This is a genomic window from Brevibacillus choshinensis, assembly GCF_001420695.1.
Lineage (GTDB): Bacteria > Bacillota > Bacilli > Brevibacillales > Brevibacillaceae > Brevibacillus > Brevibacillus choshinensis.
The window spans coordinates 673,698-694,917 of record NZ_LJJB01000007.1 but is presented as its reverse complement, the minus strand read 5'-3'; the positions used below and the strand labels follow the sequence as shown (position 1 = coordinate 694,917).

Sequence of the window (21,220 nt, the reverse complement as noted above, 5' to 3'; positions counted from 1 at the left end):
ATCCAAAACATGAAAAAGGCAAACAAACAAATGCTGGCTGCTTGTCTTCTCAGCACTTCTTTGGTTGTTGGCGCACTCACTTTCTCCCTTACTCCTGTAAGCGCTCAAACAACCTCTACCCTCAAGCTCCGCCTGCTGGAAACAACGGACATCCACACCAACATCGTCAACTACGACTACTATCAAGATAAGTCTACTGACGAATTCGGCTTCGCAAAAACAGCTACCCTGATCAAAAAAGCTCGTGATGAAGTAAAGAACAGCATCCTCATCGACAACGGTGACCTGCTCCAAGGGAACCCGCTTGGGGATTATGTAGCAAAAATTGATCCGCTCAAGGATGGCGAGACGCACCCTGTTTACAAAGCAATGAACCTGCTGAACTACGATCTGGGTAACATCGGTAACCACGAGTTCAACTTCGGTCTGGAGCATCTGGAGCGCAGCATCAAAGGTGCTAAGTTCCCATATATCAACTCCAACGTGTACATTGACGACAAAGATACAAACCCAGACAACGACAAGAACCTGTTTACTCCTTATCAAATTCTCGAACGCAAATTCAAGGATGAAAGTGGTAAGGACGTTACCCTGAAGGTTGGTGTAATTGGATTTGCTCCTCCTCAAATTATGCAGTGGGACAAAGCAAATCTAGAAGGTAAGGTCGTTGCGAAAGATATCCTCGAAACGGCTAACAAATACATCCCAGAAATGAAGAAAAAAGGCGCAGACATCATCGTAGCCGTTCCTCACTCCGGCATCGGCCCTGTTGAAACAGCTGCCAACCTGGAGAATGCCAGCTACCAACTGAGCAAAATCGAAGGCATCGATGCCATCCTGTTCGGCCATTCCCACCTCGTATTCCCGGGACCTGGATTTGACAACATCGAAGGCGTCGACGGTGCAAAAGGGATGATTAATGGCAAACCAGCTGTTATGCCTGGATACTGGGGTAACAACCTGGGCGTAATCGACCTGACACTGACTCAAGAAAACGGTAAGTGGAAAGTAGCTGATTCTACTTCCAAAGCCGTTCCGATCTATGACAAAGCCAACAAAGCTTCCCTGGCTGATGCTGATCAAAAAGTACTGGATGCTGTGAAGGAAGACCATGACCACACTGTGGAGTGGGTACGTTCTGCAGTAGGTACGACTAGCTCCCCAATCTTTAGCTACTTTGCTTTGGTACAAGACGATCCGTCCATCCAGATCGTAACGAACGCACAAAAATGGTTTGTTGAGAAAAACATCAAAGGCACGGAGTACGATGGCATTCCTGTCCTGTCCGCAGGTGCGCCATTTAAAGCAGGTGGTCGTAACGGCGCAAGCTACTACACCAACATCCCTGCAGGTACTATCGCGATCAAAAACGTATCCGATCTGTACATCTATCCAAACACGCTGAAAGCGGTTCTGATCAACGGTTCCCAGCTGCAAGAATGGCTCGAGCGTTCCGCTGGCCAATTCAACCAGATCGATGTGAAAAGAGCAGACGAACAACCATTGGTAAACGAAGCATTCCCGACATACAACTTCGACGTAATTGATGGCGTAACGTACCAAGTAGACGTTACTCAACCATCCAAATATGCAATCGATGGTAAATTGGCTGACGAGAAAGCAAACCGCATCAAAAACCTGGCGTACAACGGTAAACCAGTAAAAGCGGAAGATAAATTCATCGTCGTAACGAATAACTACCGCGCTGGTGGTGGCGGTAACTTCCCAGGCCTGGACGGCAAAAACGTCATCATCGATTCTCCGGATGAAAATCGCCAAGTAGTCATCGATTACATCCTGAGCGAAAAATCGATCAACCCTGCAGCTGACCAAAACTGGACGTTTGCTCCTGTAAACGCGAAAGTGAATGTGACGTTCACAACTTCTCCAGAAGCGAAGCCTTACGCAGAAAAAATGTCTAACCTGAAGTACATCAATACGTTGGAAACAGGCTTTGCGAAATACAGCATTGACCTTTCCAAACCTGCCTCCAAATAATACAAAGAAGCTGAAGGCGTCACAGCCGTCAGCTTCTTTTTTTACCCTACGAAATGATACTGGCCCCATGGGGACCGTTGAAAGATTTGTTCGCCAGCTCGCAAGAAGACTTGACGGTCTTGCAGAAGCTTCCCTTCCATCTGCACCAGTTGCTGAACCCCACGTAAATGGTAGCCAGGGCGACTGCTATACAAGCCGGTTACTTCACGCAGGAAGTTATCTGGATAACGCAACAACTGATGAACCATCCAGATTTGGGTGTCACTCAAATAATTGATTTTACTGTATGCCTCCATCGCTTCGACGAAGGAGCCCATCCGATATTCCTGAAGGAGCAGCATCCTGGACATCAATTGCACCAGATCGACTAGCTGTACATCATGACCGACTGTATCCAGGTCAATCAAGTAACAATTGCTCCTCGGTGTCACCAAAAAATTATGGCTCGCGACATCTCGATGAGCCAGCGTCCCTCTCTCCATCGCCGCGAACAATTCGGGAGTCAGCGGTAGTTTGTAAGCTGACTGCAGCATTTCCTGCCCGTCTTGAATAATCGACAGCGACATTTGTGCAATGACCTGCTCCAGCTTGGATTGAGGACCATTCTGTTCAATTCCCCATGTGATTCGTTCAAATTGCTCGAGCCTGCTCTCCCACTTGTCGAGAAGGGCAGACTTTCCCTCAAACGCATACGTAGTTGAAACAGGAAACCCTTGCGCAGCAACGTGGAAATGAGCAAGCGTTTCTGCTGTCTTTTTCACATCATAGAGGGAAGCATTGTCCGCTTCTCGTCCATCAATCATTTTCATGATCGTGTAGTAGCGGTCTTCATACGGAAAAATGGTTGATCCTCCCCCATCCGGCACGTATTGCACCGTACGCAGGAAGCCCTTTTCTCGCAGTGCTTCGGAAAGCTGGGTGACCCACACTGCTTTATCCATTTGCTTATAGCCCTTGATGATCCAGTATCCCCGGTCCGTCTTCAGCAAATTCACATTCCGCTTTGGCTTTACGGCGTGAATTTGACAGCGAAACGCTTTTTCAAGAGATGCTATTAGCCCTTTGTTCATATCAAAACCATTCAGTACGACGAGGATTCTTCGTGCCCATCGCCCCAATGCGGCCATAACCCTGTGTCGGGCATGGAAGCCATCCGCGGTGGTGGTGGGAACATCATGTTGTTCGGGTTCACTGGTCCGTGGTCTCTCTTAGAGCCGCGATAGGGCTTTCGCTGTGGACTCTCCGGGGAACATTCACACGATGAAGACGAGCAAGACGACTCCTCTACTACTTCAGGTCGAACCTGCGGGTACGGAGGTCGCGGAAATGGCATCGGTGGTGGTGGGCAGAACGGTATCATCGGTCGCGGTGGGAAGAACGGCTGTGGCATCAGCTGCTGCGGCGATACCTGGCTGGGCCTCGGAAATGGCATGGGTGGAAATGGCGGATAAATCGGTCTCATCCAAGGATTCGGAAATGGAGGGCATGGTGGGATCGGAAATATCGGCCTTGGTGGAAACGGCATGATCGGACGTGGTGGAAATGGCAGCGGACTGATTGGTGCCGGTGGTCTTACCGTCGTCTGAGGACTTACCTGCGGCCTCTGTTTTCCCGTTGTTTCAGGACTCACCTGTGGTCTCTGTTTTCCCGTTGTTTCAGGACTCACCTGTGGTCTCTGATTGTTCGTTGTCTCAGGACTCACCTGCGGCTGTCTGGTCGGCTGTATCTGTGGCTGACACGGTGGGCAATAGTTTGGCGGTGGGACCATCGGCCGCAATGGGCTAATCTGGGTTGGCGGCACATTTGGCTGATAAATGTATGGACTCACCTGTGTCGGTCGAACATTTGGACGAATAGGGCTGATAGTCGGCGGAACGCTCGGTTGATAGATGTATGGGCTCACCCGTGTTGGTGGAACATTGGGGCGAAGCGGACTGATCTGAGTCGGAGGAACATTGGGCTGGTAAATGTACGGGCTTACTTGCGTTGGAGGAACATTGGGCTGGTAAATGTACGGGCTTACTTGCGTTGGCTGCACCTGTGGATACGGACGTGGCTGCATGGGTGGCATCATTGGTTGTTTCGGGAAGTTCGGGATCATTGGTTTCATTGGCATTGGTGCAATGGGGCGTGTAGGCTGTGGCAGCGCTGGTGTTAATGTCTCTGGCATAACACTCGGAGTCGGTTTGATCGGCATTGGGGCTATAGGGCGTGTAGGCTGTGGCAGCGCTGGTGTTAATGTCTCTGGCATAACACTCGGAGTCGGAGGGATCGTAGGCTTCTCTTTTGCTGGTTCAGTAGGAGCTGGAAGTACACGGGGTGTCTCGATCTCTGACTCAATCCGTACTTCTTCCTCCTCCGGTTCGATTGGTCTGCGTTCGATCTCTTCAGGAACTTCGGGTGCTTGCTCTTCTTCCGTAATCGGTCTTTCTTTTACATAGGGCATTTCACTCGATTGCTGTTGTGGCCGTCTTTGTTGGGGACGAACGGGTACGCCTTTGGCCGGGATCTTGATCCTCGCCCCTGGATAGATGGTATCGGGAGTCTTAATTTGACTGTTCAGGCGTAACAGCTCTTTGTAATCGACGCCATATCTCTTGGCGATCTTCCACATGGTGTCGCCTTTTTGGACTACGTGGATTCTCACAATTTCTCCTCCCTCGCGGAAACTCCCTACCATGGTATGCACCCATGGGCTTTTTGCTCCTGAGGTTCCCGTATTCTGGGGAGAGATCTGGAATAGAAAAAAGCCAACTCTAGGAGTTGACCTTCTGCATGTAAAAGGGATATGTACCCAACTGCCGTACCTGACAGCCGATCGCTTCGATTTCGGCAAAAGCGCCCGGAAGCAGGACTTCATCCATCTTTTGTTCGATATCGACCACAAAAAAATAGCTTCCCAACGCTTTTTTTGTGGGACGGGATTCAATGCGAGACAAGTTGATCTTGCGCCACGCAAAAGCGGCCAGCACTTGATAGAGCGCCCCTGGAAAATCTTCTGGCAGTGTGACCAAAATCGTGGTCTTCTCCCGATCAGATGCAGGCAATGGCAGTGGTTCCTGACCTACTAATACAAAGCGCGTATAGTTATTAGAAAAATCTTGAATCTGCGGCTGCGCCACTTCCAACGGATAAATATCCGCATTTAGACGTGTCCCGATCGCCGCCCAAGGTTCTTCTGGATGCTCACTTACCGTCTGAGCTGCCAACGCCGTGCTGTTCACATTTTCCACGACAGCCTGCGGCATGTTTTCCCGAATAAAATGAAAGCTCTGGGCGATCGCTTGCGGATGAGACATCACCCGGGTAATAGCAGACAGCTGTAATGGCTGCTCCCGTTTCGCGACCAGCAAGTTTTGCGTAATCGGCAAGGCCAATTCGGCCAAGATCGGTAGATCCACCTCATGGATCAACCAGTCTAAAGTGGAATTGACCGTTCCTTCGATTGAATTTTCAATCGGTACGATCCCATACTTCACTTCATCCTTGGCAACCGCGTTTAACACTTCAATAATGCTCGGGTATGGCACGTAATCGATTGGCATCTCGATAGGTAAGGATCGAGCCGCTTCTTCGGAAAAAGTACCACGTGGTCCGAGAAAAGCAAGTTTGTTCTGCATGGCGTTTCTCCTATCCACTATACTCTATGTCTGATGGATTTCGACCTGTACGCCATGTTCGTCCGGCTGAAGTATCATCACGCGGTACGAGATGCCGTGCCCGTTCATCACCCTGTCGACAAACCCTTGCAATTCCTCACGCTGTTCATCGGTAGAGAAAAAGCACAAGATCGTCGGACCGGCACCGCTCAACGCTGCACCTAATGCTCCGTGGGCTGTCGCTTCTTCCAAGATGTCTTTTAGGCCAGGCACAAGCTCAGCGCGGTAAGGCTGATGCAGCCGATCCCCCATCGCTTGTCCCAACAGGTCCAGCCTGCCTTGTGCCAATGCGGCCACTAACAGACTGCTATGTCCAACATTATATACAACATCCTGCTTACTGTACACCTGCGGCAAAACGTTACGCGCTTTTTCCGTGGATAATGGAAATTCGGGAATCACCACAAGCGCCTGTAATCCAGCGGGCGGCGAGAGGCGAATATACGGAATCGGTGCGTCTGCGATATCTGGCATCGTAGCCACAACGATCCCTCCGAACATGGATGCACCCACATTGTCAGGGTGTCCTTCCAGCCTCGTCGCCATATCAAACAGTTGGTCGCGAGTAAATGGTTCACCCGCCAGCTGGTTTGCAGCGACCAAAGCACCTACGATCGCAGCAGCACTGCTGCCAAGTCCACGAGTGAGAGGAGCATCGCTGGAGGCACGAATCGCCAGCTCGGGAGCAGGCAATCCCGCTTTCTCAAATAGCTGCGCCGCGACTTGATAGAGCAAGTTGCTTTTGTCAGCAGGCGTACCTTGCAGCTCTTTGCCAACCAGTTCAATCGTTGTCTGTTCGCTCCGTTTCATTTCCACGACCGAATACAACTGGAAAGCCAGGCCCAGGGCATCAAACCCTGGACCCAGATTCGCAGTACTGGCCGGAATGATGACCCGGACAAGGTTTCCATTCATGACCGCACTTCACTCCCTTTTTGGCTGACCAATGCCATAACAGCTTCACGTGTGGCAGGTACCGAACGAGGCTCTTCTCCCACTAGCTTGAGTGCGACATTTGGATCCTTCAGACCGTTACCGGTAAGTACGCAAGCGACCTTGGCACCCTCTTGCAGCTTGCCTGCTGCTTTGAGCTTGATAATTCCCGCCAACGAGGCAGCGGAAGCCGGCTCACAGAATACACCCTCACTTTTTGCGAGCAATTGATAAGCATGGAGAATTTCTTCATCCGTCACGCTGTCAATCAAACCATGGGATTCGCTGATCGCATTCAGTGCTCCATCTTTGCTGGCAGGATTGCCGATGCGGATTGCTGTCGCGATCGTCTCTGGATTTGGAACTGGCTGCCCGTGAACCAGAGGGGCGGCTCCCGCTGCCTGGAATCCGTACATGCGTGGCAAGCTATTTGATTTTCCTGCCGCTTTGTATTCTTTAAAGCCTTTCCAGTACGCAGTGATGTTGCCTGCATTCCCTACAGGAATTGCAAGAATATCAGGTGCGTCTCCCAGTGCATCGCACACTTCAAAAGCGGCAGACTTTTGACCTTCGATGCGATACGGATTTACCGAGTTAACCAGAGTAATCGGCTCATTTGCTGTTATTTCCCGAACAATATTCAATGCTTCATCAAAGTTTCCATCGATCGCGATGACTTCTGCTCCGTACGCAATCGCCTGAGCTAGCTTGCCCAGCGCAATATTCCCACTCGGAATCAGCACGATACAACGCAGACCACAACGAGCTGCATACGCTGCCGCTGCTGCGGAGGTGTTTCCGGTAGACGCACACATGATAGTCGTGCTGCCTTCCTCTACTGCTTTCGCAACGGCCATCACCATTCCACGGTCTTTGAACGAACCGGTTGGATTCAGCCCTTCATATTTTACATACAGCTCTACTCCCAATTGCTTGGAGAGATTCGGAGCATGAATCAGGGGGGTATTTCCTTCATGCAGACTAACGAGCGGAGTTTTGTCGGTTACCGGGAGAAATTCCCGGTAACGTGCGATGATGCCGGATTGACGATCGTTACTCATTTTTGGTCTCCCCCTTCTACACGGTAACAACTTTTTACTTTCGTCACGATGTCCATTGTCTCCATATAGGACAGGACCCCATCCATGTCACTCTTCGAAGACAAATGAGTGATCATGATGATTTCAGCTTCTCCGTTGTTGTTGTACGGCTGCTGGATCACCTGTTCCAGAGAAATGTTTTTATCAGCCAGCAACTGTGTAATTTGCGCGAGCACTCCTCGTTTATCAGCTACGACAATTCGCAAGAAATATTTGGAAAGTTTTTGCGTATCATCTTTGAGAATTTTCTCTTTGTAAGGCGCTACCATTCCGCGACCATTTACACCGAGCTTTCTGTTTTTTACCACAGTCACCAAGTCAGAGACAACTGCCGTTGCAGTTGGTAGTTCCCCTGCTCCTGGACCGTAAAACATGGTCTCTCCTACCGCTTCCCCGTGCACGTATACGGCGTTGAACACGCCATTGACCGACGCGAGCGGGTGTGTTTTCGGAATCATGGTCGGCTGTACACTGACCTCGATCGCTTCATCATCGCGGCGAGCGAGCCCCAGCAGCTTGACCTCGTAGCCGAGTTGCTTTCCGTACGCAATATCTTCCTTGCTGACGGAGCTGATTCCCTTTACATCGACATCTTCCAGCTTCATTGGAACACGGAAGCCCAACGTAGCCAATATCGCCATTTTACGCGCCGCATCAAAGCCTTCGACATCAGAAGTCGGATTGGCTTCAGCATAGCCTAGCTCCTGTGCTTCTTTCAGAACGTCAGCGTATTCAGCGCCTTCCTGACTCATTTTGCTCATAATATAGTTGGTCGTGCCGTTGACGATCCCCATCATTTTCGTGATCCGATCAGAAGAAAAACCCTCCACCAATGCACGAAGAATCGGAATGCCCCCCGCAACGCTCGCTTCGTAGAACACGTCACAGCCTTTTTCTTGCGCCTTTTTCAAAATCTCTGCGCCATGCAAGGCCATCAAATCTTTATTCGCGGTTACAACATGCTTCCCCCGCTCCAAAGCTCCGAGGATGAAATCTTTCGCCGGATGAATGCCCCCGATGACTTCCACGATCACTTCAATTTCAGGATCGTCCAAAAGCTCAGCTGGATCCGTCGTCAGCTTGCCATCCATGGAAGCTAAATTACGGAACTTCTCCGCATCCTGAACGAGAATTTTTGTTATTTCAATACCCAAGCCGGTCTGTTTTTGCAAGTCTTCCTGATGCGCCTGGATAATTCGGACGACACCCGTACCTACTGTTCCGAATCCCATTAACCCCAGCTTGATGATTTGCTTCTCCATGTAATCTCCCCCTACCGCTATTCTACCCTCTACCCACGATCATCGCTTTGCGTACGCCGGGTACTTGTTGCAAGCCATCCAAAAATTCCGTACTTGATACCTTCATATGCGCCATATCGACTGACATGGAGACCGAAGCAATTCCTTGTAACGGAATGGTTTGATTGATGGTTAATACGTTTCCACCCTGATCCGCCATGTACGTCAGCACTCTGGAAAGATAACCGGACGTGTGCTCCAGTGCAAAAGTGATCGTCATGATGGTTTCGCTCATCATGGAGTTGAATGGAAAAATGCCATCCTTGTACTTATAAAAAGCACTCCGGCTCAACCCGACCCGATCAACCGCTTCATTCACCGTATCCACTTCGCCGGACTCCAACATTTTTTTGGCTTCAATTGTCTTGACGATTGATTCTGGCAGGATGTCGGATCGAATCAAAAAAAACTTTTCTTCCCGTCTCATCCGTCGTGTCCTCCTGAGAAAAACAGTTGTTTCTTCATAGAGGACATTATAACCTTTTCATCTTCAAGTGACAATCCTTGTTCGCCAATTTTTTTCATGGAACCATATTCAGTTCAATTGTGCTTACATGACAATGACCCACTACGTAAAGAATAGAAACGATTTACACCACAGGAGGTGACATTCAAATGGCAGGAAGAGGGAAAACAGACAAATCAGAGCGTCGCAACAATCACCCTCCAGGAAAACCTAGCGACCTCGATCAATTTGGCGCTGAGACCAAGGGTAAAAAAATGGCGCAATCTCCGCATATTGTAGAAGACCCGAGCGGAAACGGGTAAACGACTACACACAAAAAAACCCGGGAATGATATCCCGGGTTTTGTCATACAGATAGGAATTTATAAGATTCTCCGCCGAAAAGCTTGGCGCAGCCAAGTTTTCTAGCGATCGCTATTAATAGGCCAAAGAGGACAATCCGTTGATGTGCGACAGGTAACGAACGTTACTCGCTTCTTTCATCAGGGATGCAGGCAAGCCTTTCAGCTTGATTTGGCTAGCACCAATGGTACCGATCGCATCTTTACGACCCAAGCTTCCAAGTGTACCGGAGAATACGGGTACGAAGCTTTCCATTTTGGAACCGTTGAAATGTGCGAAGAGGTTGTAACCTACGACTTCACCCATTTGCCAAGCCAGCTGAGCAGTTGGTGGATATGGACGACCTTCTGGGCCCATAACTACTGCGCTGTCACCAGCCAAGAACACTTCTGGATGGGAAGTGGATTGCAGGAACTCAGTAACAGTCGCACGTCCACGGTTTACTTCTACGCCGGATTCAGCAACGACATGGTTGCCTTGTACCCCACCAGTCCATACCATGGTTTTGGTTTCGATGGTGTTGCCATCTTTCAGGAATACAGTGGTCTCTTTCATTTCTGTTACAGGAACACCTGTCAGGAATGTTACACCACGTTTTTCCAGGCTCGTTTTTGCACGCTCAACCAGCTCAGGCGCAAAACCAGCCAAGATGGAAGGACCTGCTTCTACACAGTACATCGAAACATCTGCGAAATCTACGCCATGCTTGTGGCACAGACCTGGCAGCATGTCCGCAAATTCGCCGACCAATTCGATACCAGTCAGACCGCCACCACCGACAACGAAAGTAGCATCTGCTTTGTTTTTGCTATCTTTGTACGCTACGATGCGCTCTTCGATGTGCGCACGCAGGCGGTTTGCTTCCTCAACGGATTTCAGCGTGAAGCTGAACTCTTGCAGACCTGGGATACCAAAGAATGCGGTTTCACTACCCAGTGCAACTACCAGCGCATCATATTTAATGGATTCGCCGCTAGCCAGAGTAACGCGTTGGGAATCCAAACCGATTTTATCTACGGTATCGATCACGAGGTTAATGTCTTTACCGCGCAGCAGTCTTTCCAAAGGAAGTGCTACGTTTTGTTCAGACAGGTTACCTACTGCCAAACGATGCAGCTCCGTGATGATTTGGTGAGAAGGAAAACGGTTTACAACCGTGATTGTAGCTTCTTCAGCTGTCATGTATTTGCGTGCAGTCAATGCGCTTAAGAGTCCGCCGTAACCGCCGCCTAGAATCAAAATATGCTTCGCCATGCGTTGGTCCTCCCGTCCTTGTCTTTCGTTATGTTTAGCGATTTTGTTGTTGGCGCTCAGCCAAAACTTCCAGGAATGCTTGAGCAAAACGCAAGGATTTTTGTACTTGCGGATCTTTCAGCATTTTGAGCATGCCAAACAAACCAATAGTTGACGATTCAACATGCGAACGGTCGTTGGCTTCGATTGCTGCTTGCGCGATGCCTTTTGCTTTGTCTTGGATCGGCTTTACGAATTCTTCCATGCCGCCCTTCAAGTCGTCGATCAGGACTTTGTCATTCGCTACCGTTTGTACCAGATCGTACGTCTTGGTCAGGATCGTTGTCATTTCAGCCAGCTTGGGCAGATTTGCCACCAATACAGTTAACGATTCTTGAATTTCCGGTTTCATCAACTGATCAAGAACATCCATTTGCTCAGGTGCCAAAGTCGCTGTGCTTGCTACTTCAGCTTGTTGCGTAGTTGTTTGTGACATAGGAAAAACGTCCTCCTTTGCTTTGGAATAGAGGCCTGATTTTCTCGTTGCCTGTTCATCCGAGTGACGGCCGATATTCACCCTGTATCCGATAGTCTAACCTATTTGTAATATTTTTCACAAAGTGCAGTATACAAACGGATGGAAAATATCAACGTGCAATATTTCACAAGTTGATATATCAGGATCACCGATCTCAAAATCCCTACATTCGAACAGGCACGATTAAGAGCTCTATGCCTATACTATATACCTTCTTCTCAGGAACATCAAAGGAAAAAAACCGCTTCTCAGGAAGAAGCGGTTGCGGACAGCTTTTTATAGTAATCTTTGATGAGTTGATGATGCTTATCGTGAATATCCGTAAAAATCAGTTCAATGACCGCCTGTGTATCCTGAAAAGACTTTTCAACCACCTTGGCCATCCCCACGACCTCCAAGTTCATTTGGGGAATCACAAAGGACAAATGCAGAAAATCTCCTTTTGATACATATCCATCTGTGCGGAGCACGAGGCGAGTGGGAGAGAACTTGAGCATTACTGCCTCTCCCTTTTCCTCGATCGGTCTTGCTCCCATGACTTTATAAGGAACCTTGATCAACAAATCAGGCGATAGAAGTCCGCGCTTTCCATTGGATACAATCTCTACGCCGATCGCGATCGGAATCAGTGCCAGTAGCTTGATCGGCCACAACAGCTGTTCCTGCACCACTTCCAGATCAATGGTATTGATCGACGACTCTGTTTCCCATCTGAGACGAACAGTCGAGCCGATCAATTCGGTCATTGCCTCTGCCTTTACCTCGGTAGAAACAACGAGGTATCCACTTTTGACATGTTCCACCATCACTTGAACCGGAGTCTTTACTTGCTTAGAGATCATCATCGGCAATACGGCACCGCGCTGGAGCCGTTTATCCGTCATAAAGGGATTAAGAGATGGAACATCTGTCATGGTCTTCGTCACTCCACAAAATCAAACTCTAGCTTACCGATACGTACGGTGTCTCCATCACGAGCACCATGCTTGCGCAATGCTTCGTCCACACCCATGCTGCGCATGATCTTGGCAAAACGCTGTGCTGCATCGTAGCTGTTCAGGTTGGTCATCCGCACCAGCTTCTCAATCTTGTCACCGCTGACTACGAACACTTCGTTGTCGCGTGTAATTTCAAATGGATCTGGTTCTTTCTCAGCCTTGAACACCACGCGTTCTTCGACTTCTGCCACTTCTTCGACTGCTGGCTTGTCCGGAATGGTCGCGAGCAGATCACCGATAGCATACATCAATTCTTGAACGCCCTGTCTGGTCGCAGCGGAAATTTCGTAGACCGCTACACCCGGGACTTTTTCCTTGAAACGAGCCAAGTTTTCTTGTGCTTCAGGAACGTCCATCTTGTTGGCGACCACGACTTGCGGGCGGTCTTCCAACTTCAGGTTGTACAGGACAAGCTCCCGGTTGATCTGCAAATAATCCTCGAACGGATCACGCCCATCTACCCCTGCCATGTCGATAACGTGCACAATCAGACGTGTCCGCTCGACGTGGCGCAGAAACTGGTGTCCCAGTCCAACTCCCTCATGAGCACCTTCAATCAATCCTGGGAGGTCAGCCATGACGAAGCTGTTTTCGCCTACTTCCACTACCCCGAGATTTGGCGTAAGTGTCGTAAAGTGATACTCCGCGATTTTTGGCTTCGCAGCAGTCACGCTGGACAGAAGCGTTGATTTCCCTACGCTCGGATAGCCAACCAAGCCTACGTCAGCAATCAGCTTCAGCTCCATCATGATGTAGCGTTCTTGTCCTGGCTCTCCGTTCTCGGAGATGTGCGGGGCTGGGTTGGATGCATTCGCAAAGCGCGTGTTTCCTCTTCCGCCTCGTCCACCTTTTGCGATGACAGCCTGTTGGCCGTGTTCTACCAGGTCAGCAATCACTTCCTTGGTATCATCATCGATGACGGTCGTTCCCGGCGGTACTCGCACAAACATGTCTTCCGAGCCAGCACCATGCTGACTTTTATTACGGCCATGCTCACCACGAGGTGCCTTGAAGTGTTTTTGGTAGCGAAAATCTACCAGCGTACGCAGTCCTTCGTCCACGACAAAGATCACATCTCCACCGCGACCGCCATCACCACCGGCTGGCCCACCTAACGGGACGTACTTCTCCCGACGAAAGGAGACGGCTCCATTACCACCGTCCCCGCCTTTTACATAAATCTTTACCTGATCGACAAACATGGTGTCACCTCTTTCATTCCGCGAATGGAATCTGCAATTCCAATATCCATTCCTCTTCCGTATGTATCCACTCGGTGACGTCCACCGTACTCTGCTCGCTTTTACGTATCAGTTTTTCCAGTTCTCCCAATCCGGATGCACATAACTTCCCGGCCAGGTCAAAGCGAAACTGAACGCCACGTGCGTCAGCTTCCAAGGAAAGCTGCATGCTTGCGGGCTCGTAGCTATTCGGGTCTACGTGATCGTTCACTGTGCATAATATCTCTGACATCAGCTGAAACAATTGCTGCTCATTCAGTGTGATTTTCGTGAGATCCACTTGATTGCACACTTCTACTTCCAAAAGCATTTCCTTGTTCAGCGCATTAAATGTCAGGAAGAAGACAGACAACAGAGAGCTGTTCAAACGGGCGATCATGCTTTCCTGCATAGCCATCTCCGCGATGCGTTTTAAATGCGCTTCTCCCTGTTCAGTACGGTTCAAATGCAAATAGCCGAGCAGAACCTGAACGTGGTTCAACCAGTCATGCCGCTGCCGGTTCAGTACGGCCAACAGCTGGTCAGTCTGATGTGTAAACAGCTTCCGCTCGTCCCTCATCACATTCACCCAAGTCGATAAGATTTCTTTTCTGTCCTATTGTACCACAAAAGAGAACGCTAGAAATTAGAAAACTTGGATGTGCATACTACCTTTTCACACCACTTGATTGTCCTGATACTTTCATCATCGACAATGTTTTCAAACAAAAAACACAAAAAAAACAAAAGAAAACCCAGCAACAAGGCTGGGTTTTCTTCATTCCGCTATTTACGCTTCAGAAGCAACTGGTTCGATCACAACTTGTTTGCGATCGCGGCCCAGACGTTTGAAACGAACAACGCCGTCTGCTGTTGCAAACAGAGTGTCGTCTCCGCCCTTCATTACGTTAGCACCTGGGTAAATTTTCGTACCGCGTTGGCGAACGAGGATATTACCAGCTGTAACGAATTGACCGTCACCACGTTTCACTCCCAGACGTTTGGAAATGGAATCGCGACCGTTCTTTGTGGAACCTACCCCTTTCTTCGATGCGAAGAACTGTAGGTCTACAGGAAAACGAAAGTTCATGTCAGACACCTCCTTGCCATTTAGTATCATGAACCGAAACGTATTTTCCGTATGACTCAGCGATCATAAATAGAGAGACAACCATGCTCTCAGCCAAAAGCTGCTGCTTTTCACTCAAAAGCTGGTCATCGACAGGACGAACGTTCCATTTCAGGAAGCCGCCGTCCTTCTCTGCGAGCTGAACATCCGGATTACTATTGAGCAAAATATCTGAGGCATTAATCAATCCGAGGCTAACAGCGGAAACGGCGGAGCAGACGATATCTGAACCGTGCTTGCCGGCGTTGGCATGTCCCGAAACGGTAATGGCTTCAATCTCATTTTGCTCATTTCTCTGCACTTTTACGGTTACCATCTCGTTTACCTAATTAAGCGTTGATTTTTTCAATCACAACTTTGGTGAACGGTTGACGATGACCTTGTTTGCGACGGTAGTTTTTCTTGGCTTTGTATTTGTACACGATAATTTTGGATTGTTTACCGTGTTTTTCTACTTTACCAGTTACCGTAGCACCAGCAACAGTTGGAGCTCCAGCAGTTACTTGTCCGTCCTTGTTTACCAACAGAACTTTGTCAAAAGTAACAGCTTCACCTTCATTGCCAGCCAGTTTCTCGATGAAGAGAACTGCTCCCTCTTCAACTTTGTATTGCTTTCCACCGGTTTCGATAATTGCGTACACTGTGTGCACCTCCTATACTCAGACTCGCCTTTACAGGTGCGCCGCGAGCGACGACTTTTGTACCTGATTCGTGCGGTTACAGTATGTACGAGACATATCTGCATGACAAACCTTAGGTTATCACAGCAGCAATCGCCCAGTCAAGTCATTTACGATTGTTTTCCGTGCAATCTCGCGGCTTCCCCCGTCCTGCCAGCATACAAGATCCGGTATTCATCCGGTTTTCGTTCAGGGGAATGGAGTAGGAACAAACGTGCTGGCCATTGCTGTTGTTGTTCCAGCGTGAGTTCGCCCATGAATCGAAACAGTCTCTCTGGCAATTCAATCAGCACCGCCTCTGCTTCCTGTACTCTGACGAGGGTCGTTACTTCAGTCCACAGCCGATGCTGCATTTCTTCCAATGTCCACACTCTGCCATGACCTGCGCAAGCACCGCATGGTTCCGTCATTCTCTCGGCCAGACTGGCGCGCACTCGCTTGCGAGTCATTTCTACCAGACCGAGCGCTGTGATACCTAGAACAGTGGACGGGACTGGATCACGAGAGAGCTCTCGCTTCAGCGCTACCATCACCCGCTCCTTGTTTGCAGCTTCCTTCATATCAATAAAATCGATAATGATGATGCCCCCGATATCGCGGAGTCGTAGCTGGGAAGCAATTTCTACAGCAGCCTCCACATTCGTGGCAGTGATCGCCTGCTCCCGCTGCTGACCACCTTTCCCGGTAAAAGCACCTGTATTGACATCAATGACGGTCATCGCCTCTGTCCGATCAATCACCAAATGCCCACCATTTTTCAACGATACTTGCCGCCCTAGCGCACGCTGGAGCTGTGCTTCGATCCCCAAATGGGCAAAGAGTGGCTCCGATCCTCGGTACCAGCGAAGCTTGTCCAGATTTTCGTCAGCGAACACGTGCATGATCGCCTTCACCTGTTGAAAGGTATTTCCATGCTCAACCAACACTTCATCCACACCCGAACCTGCGAGATCGCGTATGACTGCCTCCAGCATCGCCAAGTCTCGACTGATGAAGCCTGGACCTGAAAGCTGCTCTGCTTCCGTGAGCGTATCGCGCCAGCGTCTTTTCAAATAAGCGAGCTCCTCTGAAAGTCTGCTCACTTCTGCATCTGCCGCTTCAGTCCTGACAATGACACCCTCTTCTGGCTCCAGCCATGCTGTAAGCGTATCGAGCAGCTTTTGCCTGACCACTGCATCCGCAATCTTCCTGGAAATGGACACGCCTGCTTCCTTTGGCAGATAAACGAGGTACCTGCCTTGGAGGCTGACTCGCGTGGTCACTTTTGGCGCTTTCAGCTCGGTCCCTTCCTTGCTCACCTGTACGATGACTTTTTCACCGATCTGGACTCGTTCACTGATGTTTGGTTTTCCAGAAGCAACCCCGTTTCGTGGTAAGGTATCATCCACGTATATGTAAGCATTCTGCCCGACGCCCACATCTACAAAAGCGGACTGAATCCCTGGAAGAACATCGGCTACCCGACCGCGGTACAAATCTCCTGCCAATACACCCGTTCCCTCGTCTTCTGTTCGCCACTCTTGCAAACGTCCACCTTCAAGTAACGCGGCACGCAATCTTCCTCCGCTACCACTAATCGCTACCTGTCTCACGCAATCACTCCCCACAATCCCGTACAATCTCTGTCTGAAACAAGGATTTTCAGACTCACAGGAAGTAATCCTATCACAGGCATCTGGAAAAGAAAAGGAACCACTTAAAGGAGAGAAACCCCATGGAAGCTAGCCGAGTGACAATACGCCCCCTACAAGAACAGGATGCTCCTTACTTGGTCAAGTGGCTCTCTGATGAGCGAGTGCTTCGTTATTACGAAGGTCGTGATCGCCCACATGATCTCGATCTAGTTCACGAACACTTCTACACGGCTGTGGACGATGCATCCCGTCTTCTCTTTCTCTATGACGATCACCCCATCGGCTACGGTCAATACTACACGTTGGATGAAGAATACAGACAGGAGTACGGATACGATTTGACGACTGTCATTTACGGCATGGATCAGTTCATCGGTGAGCCTGATTACTGGGGCAAAGGAATCGGTACACTCATCGTTCAATCCCTCCTCGTGCACCTTTCCCAACAATTCGGGGCGCAAAAGATCGTTCTGGACCCACAGGCATGGAACGCCCGTGCGATTCGCTGCTACGAGAAGTGCGGCTTCCACAAAGTAAAATGGCTTCCTCAGCACGAATGGCATGAAGGAAGCAAGCGTGATTGTTGGTTAATGGAGTGGAGCCCGCCGATCTAAACAAGTTGGCCCACCTTCGCATCGTGTTTCTGCTCAAAAAGCAGAGCATGCAAAAGCTGTTCCTCCGCAAGCAGACCTGATCCTTGGACATAGAACAAATGCGAGCATCCTCGTCGCAGCTTGTGTGAGACCTCCAAGACTGTCTCCCCCGGCTCAACGCTCATTGCCTGAACAGCGTATTCATCGGGCTGCCGAACATACTTCTCCATTAAGAAACGAAAGAACTGATACGGAAAGCGCAGAAACGCCTGTATGTTCACCGTCAGCAGGTACACCCCGATCACGAGCACGTTGATCTTCAGTTCCAACCCGGACAACCCTACCATGAGTCCTGCCAATAACGTACTTCCGGTCATGGAGATAATCGCTGCCTGACGATACGGCATGAACCAGCACAAGATCGCCTGAACGATTCTCCCTCCATCGAGCGGCCAGATCGGGAGCAAGTTAAACAAAGCTATCGTCAGGTTGCTTGTCAGAAAAAACCGTGCCCATTCCTCCGTCCAAATCCCCGCGTACCAGAACAAATAGGAGACTGCCATCATCACGAAATTTAAAAAAGGACCCGCCAGCGCAACAACGATTTCATCCAACGGATCAGTCGCATAGGCGTCTTCCATCGTCGCGACACCACCAAACGGCAGTAATTGCACTTCGGTCACCGTCCAGCCCAGCTCTCTCGCCATTGCCACGTGGCCAATCTCGTGAATGAGGACAATGACGAATAACGTGAGGACCTCCAAAAAATGGCCTGTCATCACAGACAGGCCAATCACCGCCCAAAAAAGCAAATGAATTCGAATGCGAAAGCCGAACCAGCCCTTACTCAAACGGGATCACATCCAGCGGATTCACGAACTGATCCTCCGACTTGACCCCCAGGTAAAGGTGACGGGACGAATTGTTTACCGCACGTGCAGTCCCGATCTCCTGCCCCGCCTGTAACACATCATCTTTTGCCACCTTTACCCTTTCTAGATTACCGAACCAGACCTCACGACCCTTTGTTAACCGAACGACCACCGTCGTACCGTACCCTGGTTTGTCACCAACAAATGTGACCCATCCTGCCTCTCCTATCGTCACCTGGTCTTGCATTCCAGTGTTGAGAACCACTTTTGCGCTCTGTGGTTCAAAAGTCTTGACCACCTTCCAGCTTGCAGGTAGCTTCCAGACTGCTGCTTCCTTGGTCGTCGTCCCCGCAGCCGGAACGGCATTAGGACCGTGAAGAGACGGTAAAAGGGTCGGCAAGGAACCAAACCGCGCTTCGTACCAATCTGCTACACCTGAGAAATTGAAATCGCGAGTCATGACCTCGCGCGCCGAGTTTTTCCATGTCACAGGAATCAAAGAGGTCTGGAATAGCAGATACGCCATGCCGACCAACAAGACAGACACGAGGATCTGGATTCCCCACGTTTCATGAGAGTGACGCTGGTTCACGGGATCGTCCTCCCGTAACGAAAATGCAAATGGCTCTGCCGTAGGCTCGATCGGGTCCTTCCAGTCATCCACAAAAGGTGAAAAACTATCGCGCGGCTGCAAGCGAATTCGCTCCAATCGCTCCCGTCTTCTTTCCTTTACTCGATCTACTTCACGAAACATCCTCATCCCTCCGCAGGCCAAGCCTTTGTATCATCTTATGACTTGTCTACCTGCTTTATGACGCACGTCCATACTAGCTCCCTGCTCTTCTCGCCCACCCCATTTGAAAACGCAAAAAAGACAGTCTCCCCATTGAGAGACTGCCTCGAAATCTGCCGAAGATTAATTTACAGTTTTGTTACGCTAGCAGCTTGTGGTCCACGGCTACCTTGAACGATCTCAAATTCAACCTTTTGACCTTCGTCCAGAGATTTGAAACCTTCTGACTGGATCGCGCTGTAATGTACGAATACGTCGTCTCCACCCTCAACTTGGATGAAACCGTATCCTTTTTCTGCATTGAACCATTTTACGATACCTTGTTGCATGAAACAAAACCTCCCTGAACATTACGCCCCACGAGGCGAAAAAGTGTAGCGTCAACCGCTTTTTACAGAAAAGCTTTTTGCGTCAAGGAAAAAAGTCGTACAATGTTGAGATTGACAAATGGTTCGTCACACTCAAGCAGTACGACTCCATAACCAATCCATCAAATACTATAACTTGTAAAAATGGTTAACTTAGGATGATTTTATCACAGCGATATGCATTTGTCACGCGTTTAGTCAAATCGCAGCTTGTCCTTGCGCATGCCGACATTCAGCACCACGCCTATGATCAGGAAGTTGGTGATCAACGAACTCCCCCCGTAACTGATGAATGGAAGTGGGATCCCCGTGATCGGCATCAGCTGAATCGTCATGCCGATGTTCTCGAAAATTTGGAACGTCAGCATCCCGACGACACCTGCTACCACATAGGAGCCAAACGGGTCTTTTGCTTCCATCGCAATACGGATCATCCGGTAGATCAAGAAGAAAAACAGAATCATCAACAGCCCTGCACCGATAAAGCCCAGCTTTTCCGCGATGACCGTGAAAATAAAGTCACTCTCCCCGACTGGTACCCAACCAAAGCTCGCTTGCGTCGGCGTATCAATCCCTTTTCCAAACAACTGACCAGAACCAATGGCGATCAAGGCTTGCTTGAGCTGAAATCCCCGGCCCATCGCTTCCAGATCCGGGTCCATCCAGAAGATAATCCGGTCCCATTGGTACGGTTTGATGATCTTGAAGAAAATATCTTGCTTATACTGATACAGCATGGTCATGCCTGCAAAAAAGCTGCCCACCAAACCCGCTACGTACATCACATGCTTCAAACGAATCCCACCGACAATCAGCATCGTCGCGAGCATTCCGGTGAAAACCAGTGCTGTACCCAAGTCAGGTTGTATCAGGATCAATAACAATGGGACCCCTACTAGTGCGCCGACCGGAATCAATTTATAAAAATAATAGAATCGATCCGGATCTTCTGCTCGTTTTGCCATAAACCGCGCGACTGCCAGAATGGTAAATAGCTTCATCGGCTCAGACGGCTGCAGCAAAATCGGTCCGAGGTCATACCAGCTCGTCGTATTGTTGATTGGTTTGGTTTGAAATACACCGATCAATAAGATCAGCCCAATCACGTACAAAACATACGACATGTTGTAGAACAGGCGATAGTCAAACAGTAATGTACCACCCAGTACGATGAACCCAACAATATACCAGATGACCTGCTGATGAGCCTTATCGGCGCCTGCGGCAGAACCAGAGATTCCCAAATAGCTGAATATCCCCAGAGCTACCAATATCATGATGATGGTCCAGTCGACAGTTTTCAGATGTCGTTTTTCCAGGTCCATACTCGTCCTCCTAGAAAACGTGGCTCCCACCTTTGCAG

Annotated in this window: 23 protein-coding genes and 1 other annotated feature; of the genes, 3 read left to right on the top strand and 20 right to left on the bottom strand. The window is 49.6% G+C overall.

Annotated elements, in window-relative coordinates:
* Positions 1 to 9 precede the first annotated feature (9 nt).
* Positions 10 to 1,998, top strand: coding sequence for a bifunctional 2',3'-cyclic-nucleotide 2'-phosphodiesterase/3'-nucleotidase (locus tag AN963_RS03270; protein ID WP_055743125.1), 1,989 nt, complete (start codon positions 10 to 12; stop codon positions 1,996 to 1,998).
* A gap of 41 nt (positions 1,999 to 2,039) precedes the next feature.
* Here the strand turns inward: AN963_RS03270 and AN963_RS03265 are convergent, their stop codons facing one another.
* From AN963_RS03265 to AN963_RS03230, 7 genes are all read right to left on the bottom strand, one after another.
* Positions 2,040 to 3,068, bottom strand: a complete 1,029-nt coding sequence (locus tag AN963_RS03265; protein WP_055744429.1) for a phosphotransferase — start codon at positions 3,066 to 3,068, stop codon at positions 2,040 to 2,042.
* Positions 3,069 to 3,079: 11 nt separating this feature from the next.
* Positions 3,080 to 4,645 carry a LysM peptidoglycan-binding domain-containing protein gene (gene safA, locus AN963_RS30040; RefSeq protein ID WP_083496775.1) on the bottom strand — a complete coding sequence of 522 codons (1,566 nt, stop codon included), beginning with the start codon at positions 4,643 to 4,645 and terminating at the stop codon, positions 3,080 to 3,082.
* A 109-nt stretch (positions 4,646 to 4,754) separates the two neighbouring features.
* Positions 4,755 to 5,618: a prephenate dehydratase gene (pheA, locus tag AN963_RS03250; RefSeq protein WP_055743122.1), complete on the bottom strand. Its 864-nt coding sequence runs from the start codon at positions 5,616 to 5,618 to the stop codon at positions 4,755 to 4,757.
* Between the two features lie 24 nt (positions 5,619 to 5,642).
* Positions 5,643 to 6,572 (bottom strand): homoserine kinase, encoded by a 930-nt coding sequence (gene thrB / locus AN963_RS03245; RefSeq protein WP_055743121.1) that lies wholly within the window; start codon positions 6,570 to 6,572, stop codon positions 5,643 to 5,645.
* On the bottom strand, positions 6,569 to 7,651 hold the full coding sequence (thrC, locus tag AN963_RS03240) for a threonine synthase (RefSeq protein ID WP_055743120.1): 1,083 nt from the start codon (positions 7,649 to 7,651) through the stop codon (positions 6,569 to 6,571). The genes thrB and thrC overlap by 4 nt, the downstream gene beginning before the upstream one ends.
* Positions 7,648 to 8,952, bottom strand: a complete 1,305-nt coding sequence (locus tag AN963_RS03235; protein ID WP_055743119.1) for a homoserine dehydrogenase — start codon at positions 8,950 to 8,952, stop codon at positions 7,648 to 7,650. The genes thrC and AN963_RS03235 overlap by 4 nt, the downstream gene beginning before the upstream one ends.
* Positions 8,953 to 8,974: 22 nt before the next feature.
* Positions 8,975 to 9,418, bottom strand: coding sequence for an ACT domain-containing protein (locus tag AN963_RS03230; protein WP_055743118.1), 444 nt, complete (start codon positions 9,416 to 9,418; stop codon positions 8,975 to 8,977).
* Between the two features lie 188 nt (positions 9,419 to 9,606).
* On the opposite strand from AN963_RS03230, the gene AN963_RS31405 reads away from it, so the two are divergent.
* A complete protein-coding gene (locus tag AN963_RS31405) occupies positions 9,607 to 9,759 on the top strand; it encodes a hypothetical protein (RefSeq protein ID WP_169791900.1) in 153 nt (50 codons plus the stop codon).
* A gap of 115 nt (positions 9,760 to 9,874) precedes the next feature.
* Here AN963_RS31405 and AN963_RS03225 read toward each other — a convergent pair whose 3' ends face one another.
* The 9 genes from AN963_RS03225 to AN963_RS03185 form a co-directional block, all read right to left on the bottom strand.
* Positions 9,875 to 11,053, bottom strand: a complete 1,179-nt coding sequence (locus AN963_RS03225; protein ID WP_055743117.1) for an NAD(P)/FAD-dependent oxidoreductase — start codon at positions 11,051 to 11,053, stop codon at positions 9,875 to 9,877.
* 34 nt (positions 11,054 to 11,087) lie between these two features.
* Complete coding sequence (locus AN963_RS03220) at positions 11,088 to 11,528, bottom strand: DUF1641 domain-containing protein (protein ID WP_055743116.1); 441 nt, start codon at positions 11,526 to 11,528, stop codon at positions 11,088 to 11,090.
* A gap of 290 nt (positions 11,529 to 11,818) precedes the next feature.
* Entirely contained in the window at positions 11,819 to 12,484 is a 666-nt protein-coding gene (locus AN963_RS03215; protein ID WP_055743115.1) for a hypothetical protein, read from the bottom strand.
* Between the two features lie 8 nt (positions 12,485 to 12,492).
* Positions 12,493 to 13,770, bottom strand: coding sequence for a GTPase ObgE (obgE, locus tag AN963_RS03210; protein ID WP_055743114.1), 1,278 nt, complete (start codon positions 13,768 to 13,770; stop codon positions 12,493 to 12,495).
* 13 nt (positions 13,771 to 13,783) lie between these two features.
* Positions 13,784 to 14,368 carry a Spo0B C-terminal domain-containing protein gene (locus AN963_RS03205; protein WP_055743113.1) on the bottom strand — a complete coding sequence of 195 codons (585 nt, stop codon included), beginning with the start codon at positions 14,366 to 14,368 and terminating at the stop codon, positions 13,784 to 13,786.
* 210 nt (positions 14,369 to 14,578) lie between these two features.
* Entirely contained in the window at positions 14,579 to 14,878 is a 300-nt protein-coding gene (gene rpmA / locus AN963_RS03200; RefSeq protein ID WP_055743112.1) for a 50S ribosomal protein L27, read from the bottom strand.
* Between the two features lies 1 nt (position 14,879).
* Positions 14,880 to 15,233: a ribosomal-processing cysteine protease Prp gene (locus tag AN963_RS03195; RefSeq protein ID WP_055743111.1), complete on the bottom strand. Its 354-nt coding sequence runs from the start codon at positions 15,231 to 15,233 to the stop codon at positions 14,880 to 14,882.
* A gap of 13 nt (positions 15,234 to 15,246) precedes the next feature.
* Positions 15,247 to 15,558, bottom strand: coding sequence for a 50S ribosomal protein L21 (rplU, locus tag AN963_RS03190; RefSeq protein WP_055743110.1), 312 nt, complete (start codon positions 15,556 to 15,558; stop codon positions 15,247 to 15,249).
* A 10-nt stretch (positions 15,559 to 15,568) separates the two neighbouring features.
* Positions 15,569 to 15,646, bottom strand: a sequence feature (ribosomal protein L21 leader region).
* A gap of 61 nt (positions 15,647 to 15,707) precedes the next feature.
* Entirely contained in the window at positions 15,708 to 17,189 is a 1,482-nt protein-coding gene (locus tag AN963_RS03185) for an Rne/Rng family ribonuclease (RefSeq protein WP_055743109.1), read from the bottom strand.
* A 122-nt stretch (positions 17,190 to 17,311) separates the two neighbouring features.
* On the opposite strand from AN963_RS03185, the gene AN963_RS03180 reads away from it, so the two are divergent.
* Complete coding sequence (locus AN963_RS03180; RefSeq protein ID WP_055743108.1) at positions 17,312 to 17,845, top strand: GNAT family N-acetyltransferase; 534 nt, start codon at positions 17,312 to 17,314, stop codon at positions 17,843 to 17,845.
* On the opposite strand, the gene AN963_RS03175 is transcribed toward AN963_RS03180, so the two are convergent.
* From AN963_RS03175 to AN963_RS03160, 4 genes are all read right to left on the bottom strand, one after another.
* Entirely contained in the window at positions 17,842 to 18,675 is an 834-nt protein-coding gene (locus AN963_RS03175; protein ID WP_055743107.1) for a M50 family metallopeptidase, read from the bottom strand. The two genes, AN963_RS03180 and AN963_RS03175, sit on opposite strands and share 4 nt — an antisense overlap.
* Complete coding sequence (locus AN963_RS03170) at positions 18,668 to 19,450, bottom strand: M23 family metallopeptidase (protein ID WP_055743106.1); 783 nt, start codon at positions 19,448 to 19,450, stop codon at positions 18,668 to 18,670. Before AN963_RS03170 ends, AN963_RS03175 begins: the two co-directional genes overlap by 8 nt.
* Before the next feature lie 167 nt (positions 19,451 to 19,617).
* A complete protein-coding gene (locus tag AN963_RS03165) occupies positions 19,618 to 19,818 on the bottom strand; it encodes a cold-shock protein (RefSeq protein ID WP_005832370.1) in 201 nt (66 codons plus the stop codon).
* Positions 19,819 to 20,051: 233 nt separating this feature from the next.
* Positions 20,052 to 21,182, bottom strand: coding sequence for an FtsW/RodA/SpoVE family cell cycle protein (locus tag AN963_RS03160; protein ID WP_055743105.1), 1,131 nt, complete (start codon positions 21,180 to 21,182; stop codon positions 20,052 to 20,054).
* Positions 21,183 to 21,220 lie beyond the last annotated feature (38 nt).

Coding starts and splice junctions, on each gene's coding strand:
- AN963_RS03270 (WP_055743125.1), top strand. CDS start 10: ATGAAAAAGGCAAACAAACAAATGCTGGCTGCTTGTCTTCTCAGCACT.
- AN963_RS03265 (WP_055744429.1), bottom strand. CDS start 3,068: ATGAACAAAGGGCTAATAGCATCTCTTGAAAAAGCGTTTCGCTGTCAA.
- pheA (WP_055743122.1), bottom strand. CDS start 5,618: ATGCAGAACAAACTTGCTTTTCTCGGACCACGTGGTACTTTTTCCGAA.
- thrB (WP_055743121.1), bottom strand. CDS start 6,572: ATGAATGGAAACCTTGTCCGGGTCATCATTCCGGCCAGTACTGCGAAT.
- thrC (WP_055743120.1), bottom strand. CDS start 7,651: ATGAGTAACGATCGTCAATCCGGCATCATCGCACGTTACCGGGAATTT.
- AN963_RS03235 (WP_055743119.1), bottom strand. CDS start 8,952: ATGGAGAAGCAAATCATCAAGCTGGGGTTAATGGGATTCGGAACAGTA.
- AN963_RS03230 (WP_055743118.1), bottom strand. CDS start 9,418: ATGAGACGGGAAGAAAAGTTTTTTTTGATTCGATCCGACATCCTGCCA.
- AN963_RS31405 (WP_169791900.1), top strand. CDS start 9,607: ATGGCAGGAAGAGGGAAAACAGACAAATCAGAGCGTCGCAACAATCAC.
- AN963_RS03225 (WP_055743117.1), bottom strand. CDS start 11,053: ATGGCGAAGCATATTTTGATTCTAGGCGGCGGTTACGGCGGACTCTTA.
- AN963_RS03220 (WP_055743116.1), bottom strand. CDS start 11,528: ATGTCACAAACAACTACGCAACAAGCTGAAGTAGCAAGCACAGCGACT.
- AN963_RS03215 (WP_055743115.1), bottom strand. CDS start 12,484: ATGACAGATGTTCCATCTCTTAATCCCTTTATGACGGATAAACGGCTC.
- obgE (WP_055743114.1), bottom strand. CDS start 13,770: ATGTTTGTCGATCAGGTAAAGATTTATGTAAAAGGCGGGGACGGTGGT.
- AN963_RS03205 (WP_055743113.1), bottom strand. CDS start 14,368: ATGAGGGACGAGCGGAAGCTGTTTACACATCAGACTGACCAGCTGTTG.
- rpmA (WP_055743112.1), bottom strand. CDS start 14,878: ATGAACTTTCGTTTTCCTGTAGACCTACAGTTCTTCGCATCGAAGAAA.
- AN963_RS03195 (WP_055743111.1), bottom strand. CDS start 15,233: ATGGTAACCGTAAAAGTGCAGAGAAATGAGCAAAATGAGATTGAAGCC.
- AN963_RS03180 (WP_055743108.1), top strand. CDS start 17,312: ATGGAAGCTAGCCGAGTGACAATACGCCCCCTACAAGAACAGGATGCT.
- AN963_RS03170 (WP_055743106.1), bottom strand. CDS start 19,450: ATGTTTCGTGAAGTAGATCGAGTAAAGGAAAGAAGACGGGAGCGATTG.
- AN963_RS03165 (WP_005832370.1), bottom strand. CDS start 19,818: ATGCAACAAGGTATCGTAAAATGGTTCAATGCAGAAAAAGGATACGGT.
- AN963_RS03160 (WP_055743105.1), bottom strand. CDS start 21,182: ATGGACCTGGAAAAACGACATCTGAAAACTGTCGACTGGACCATCATC.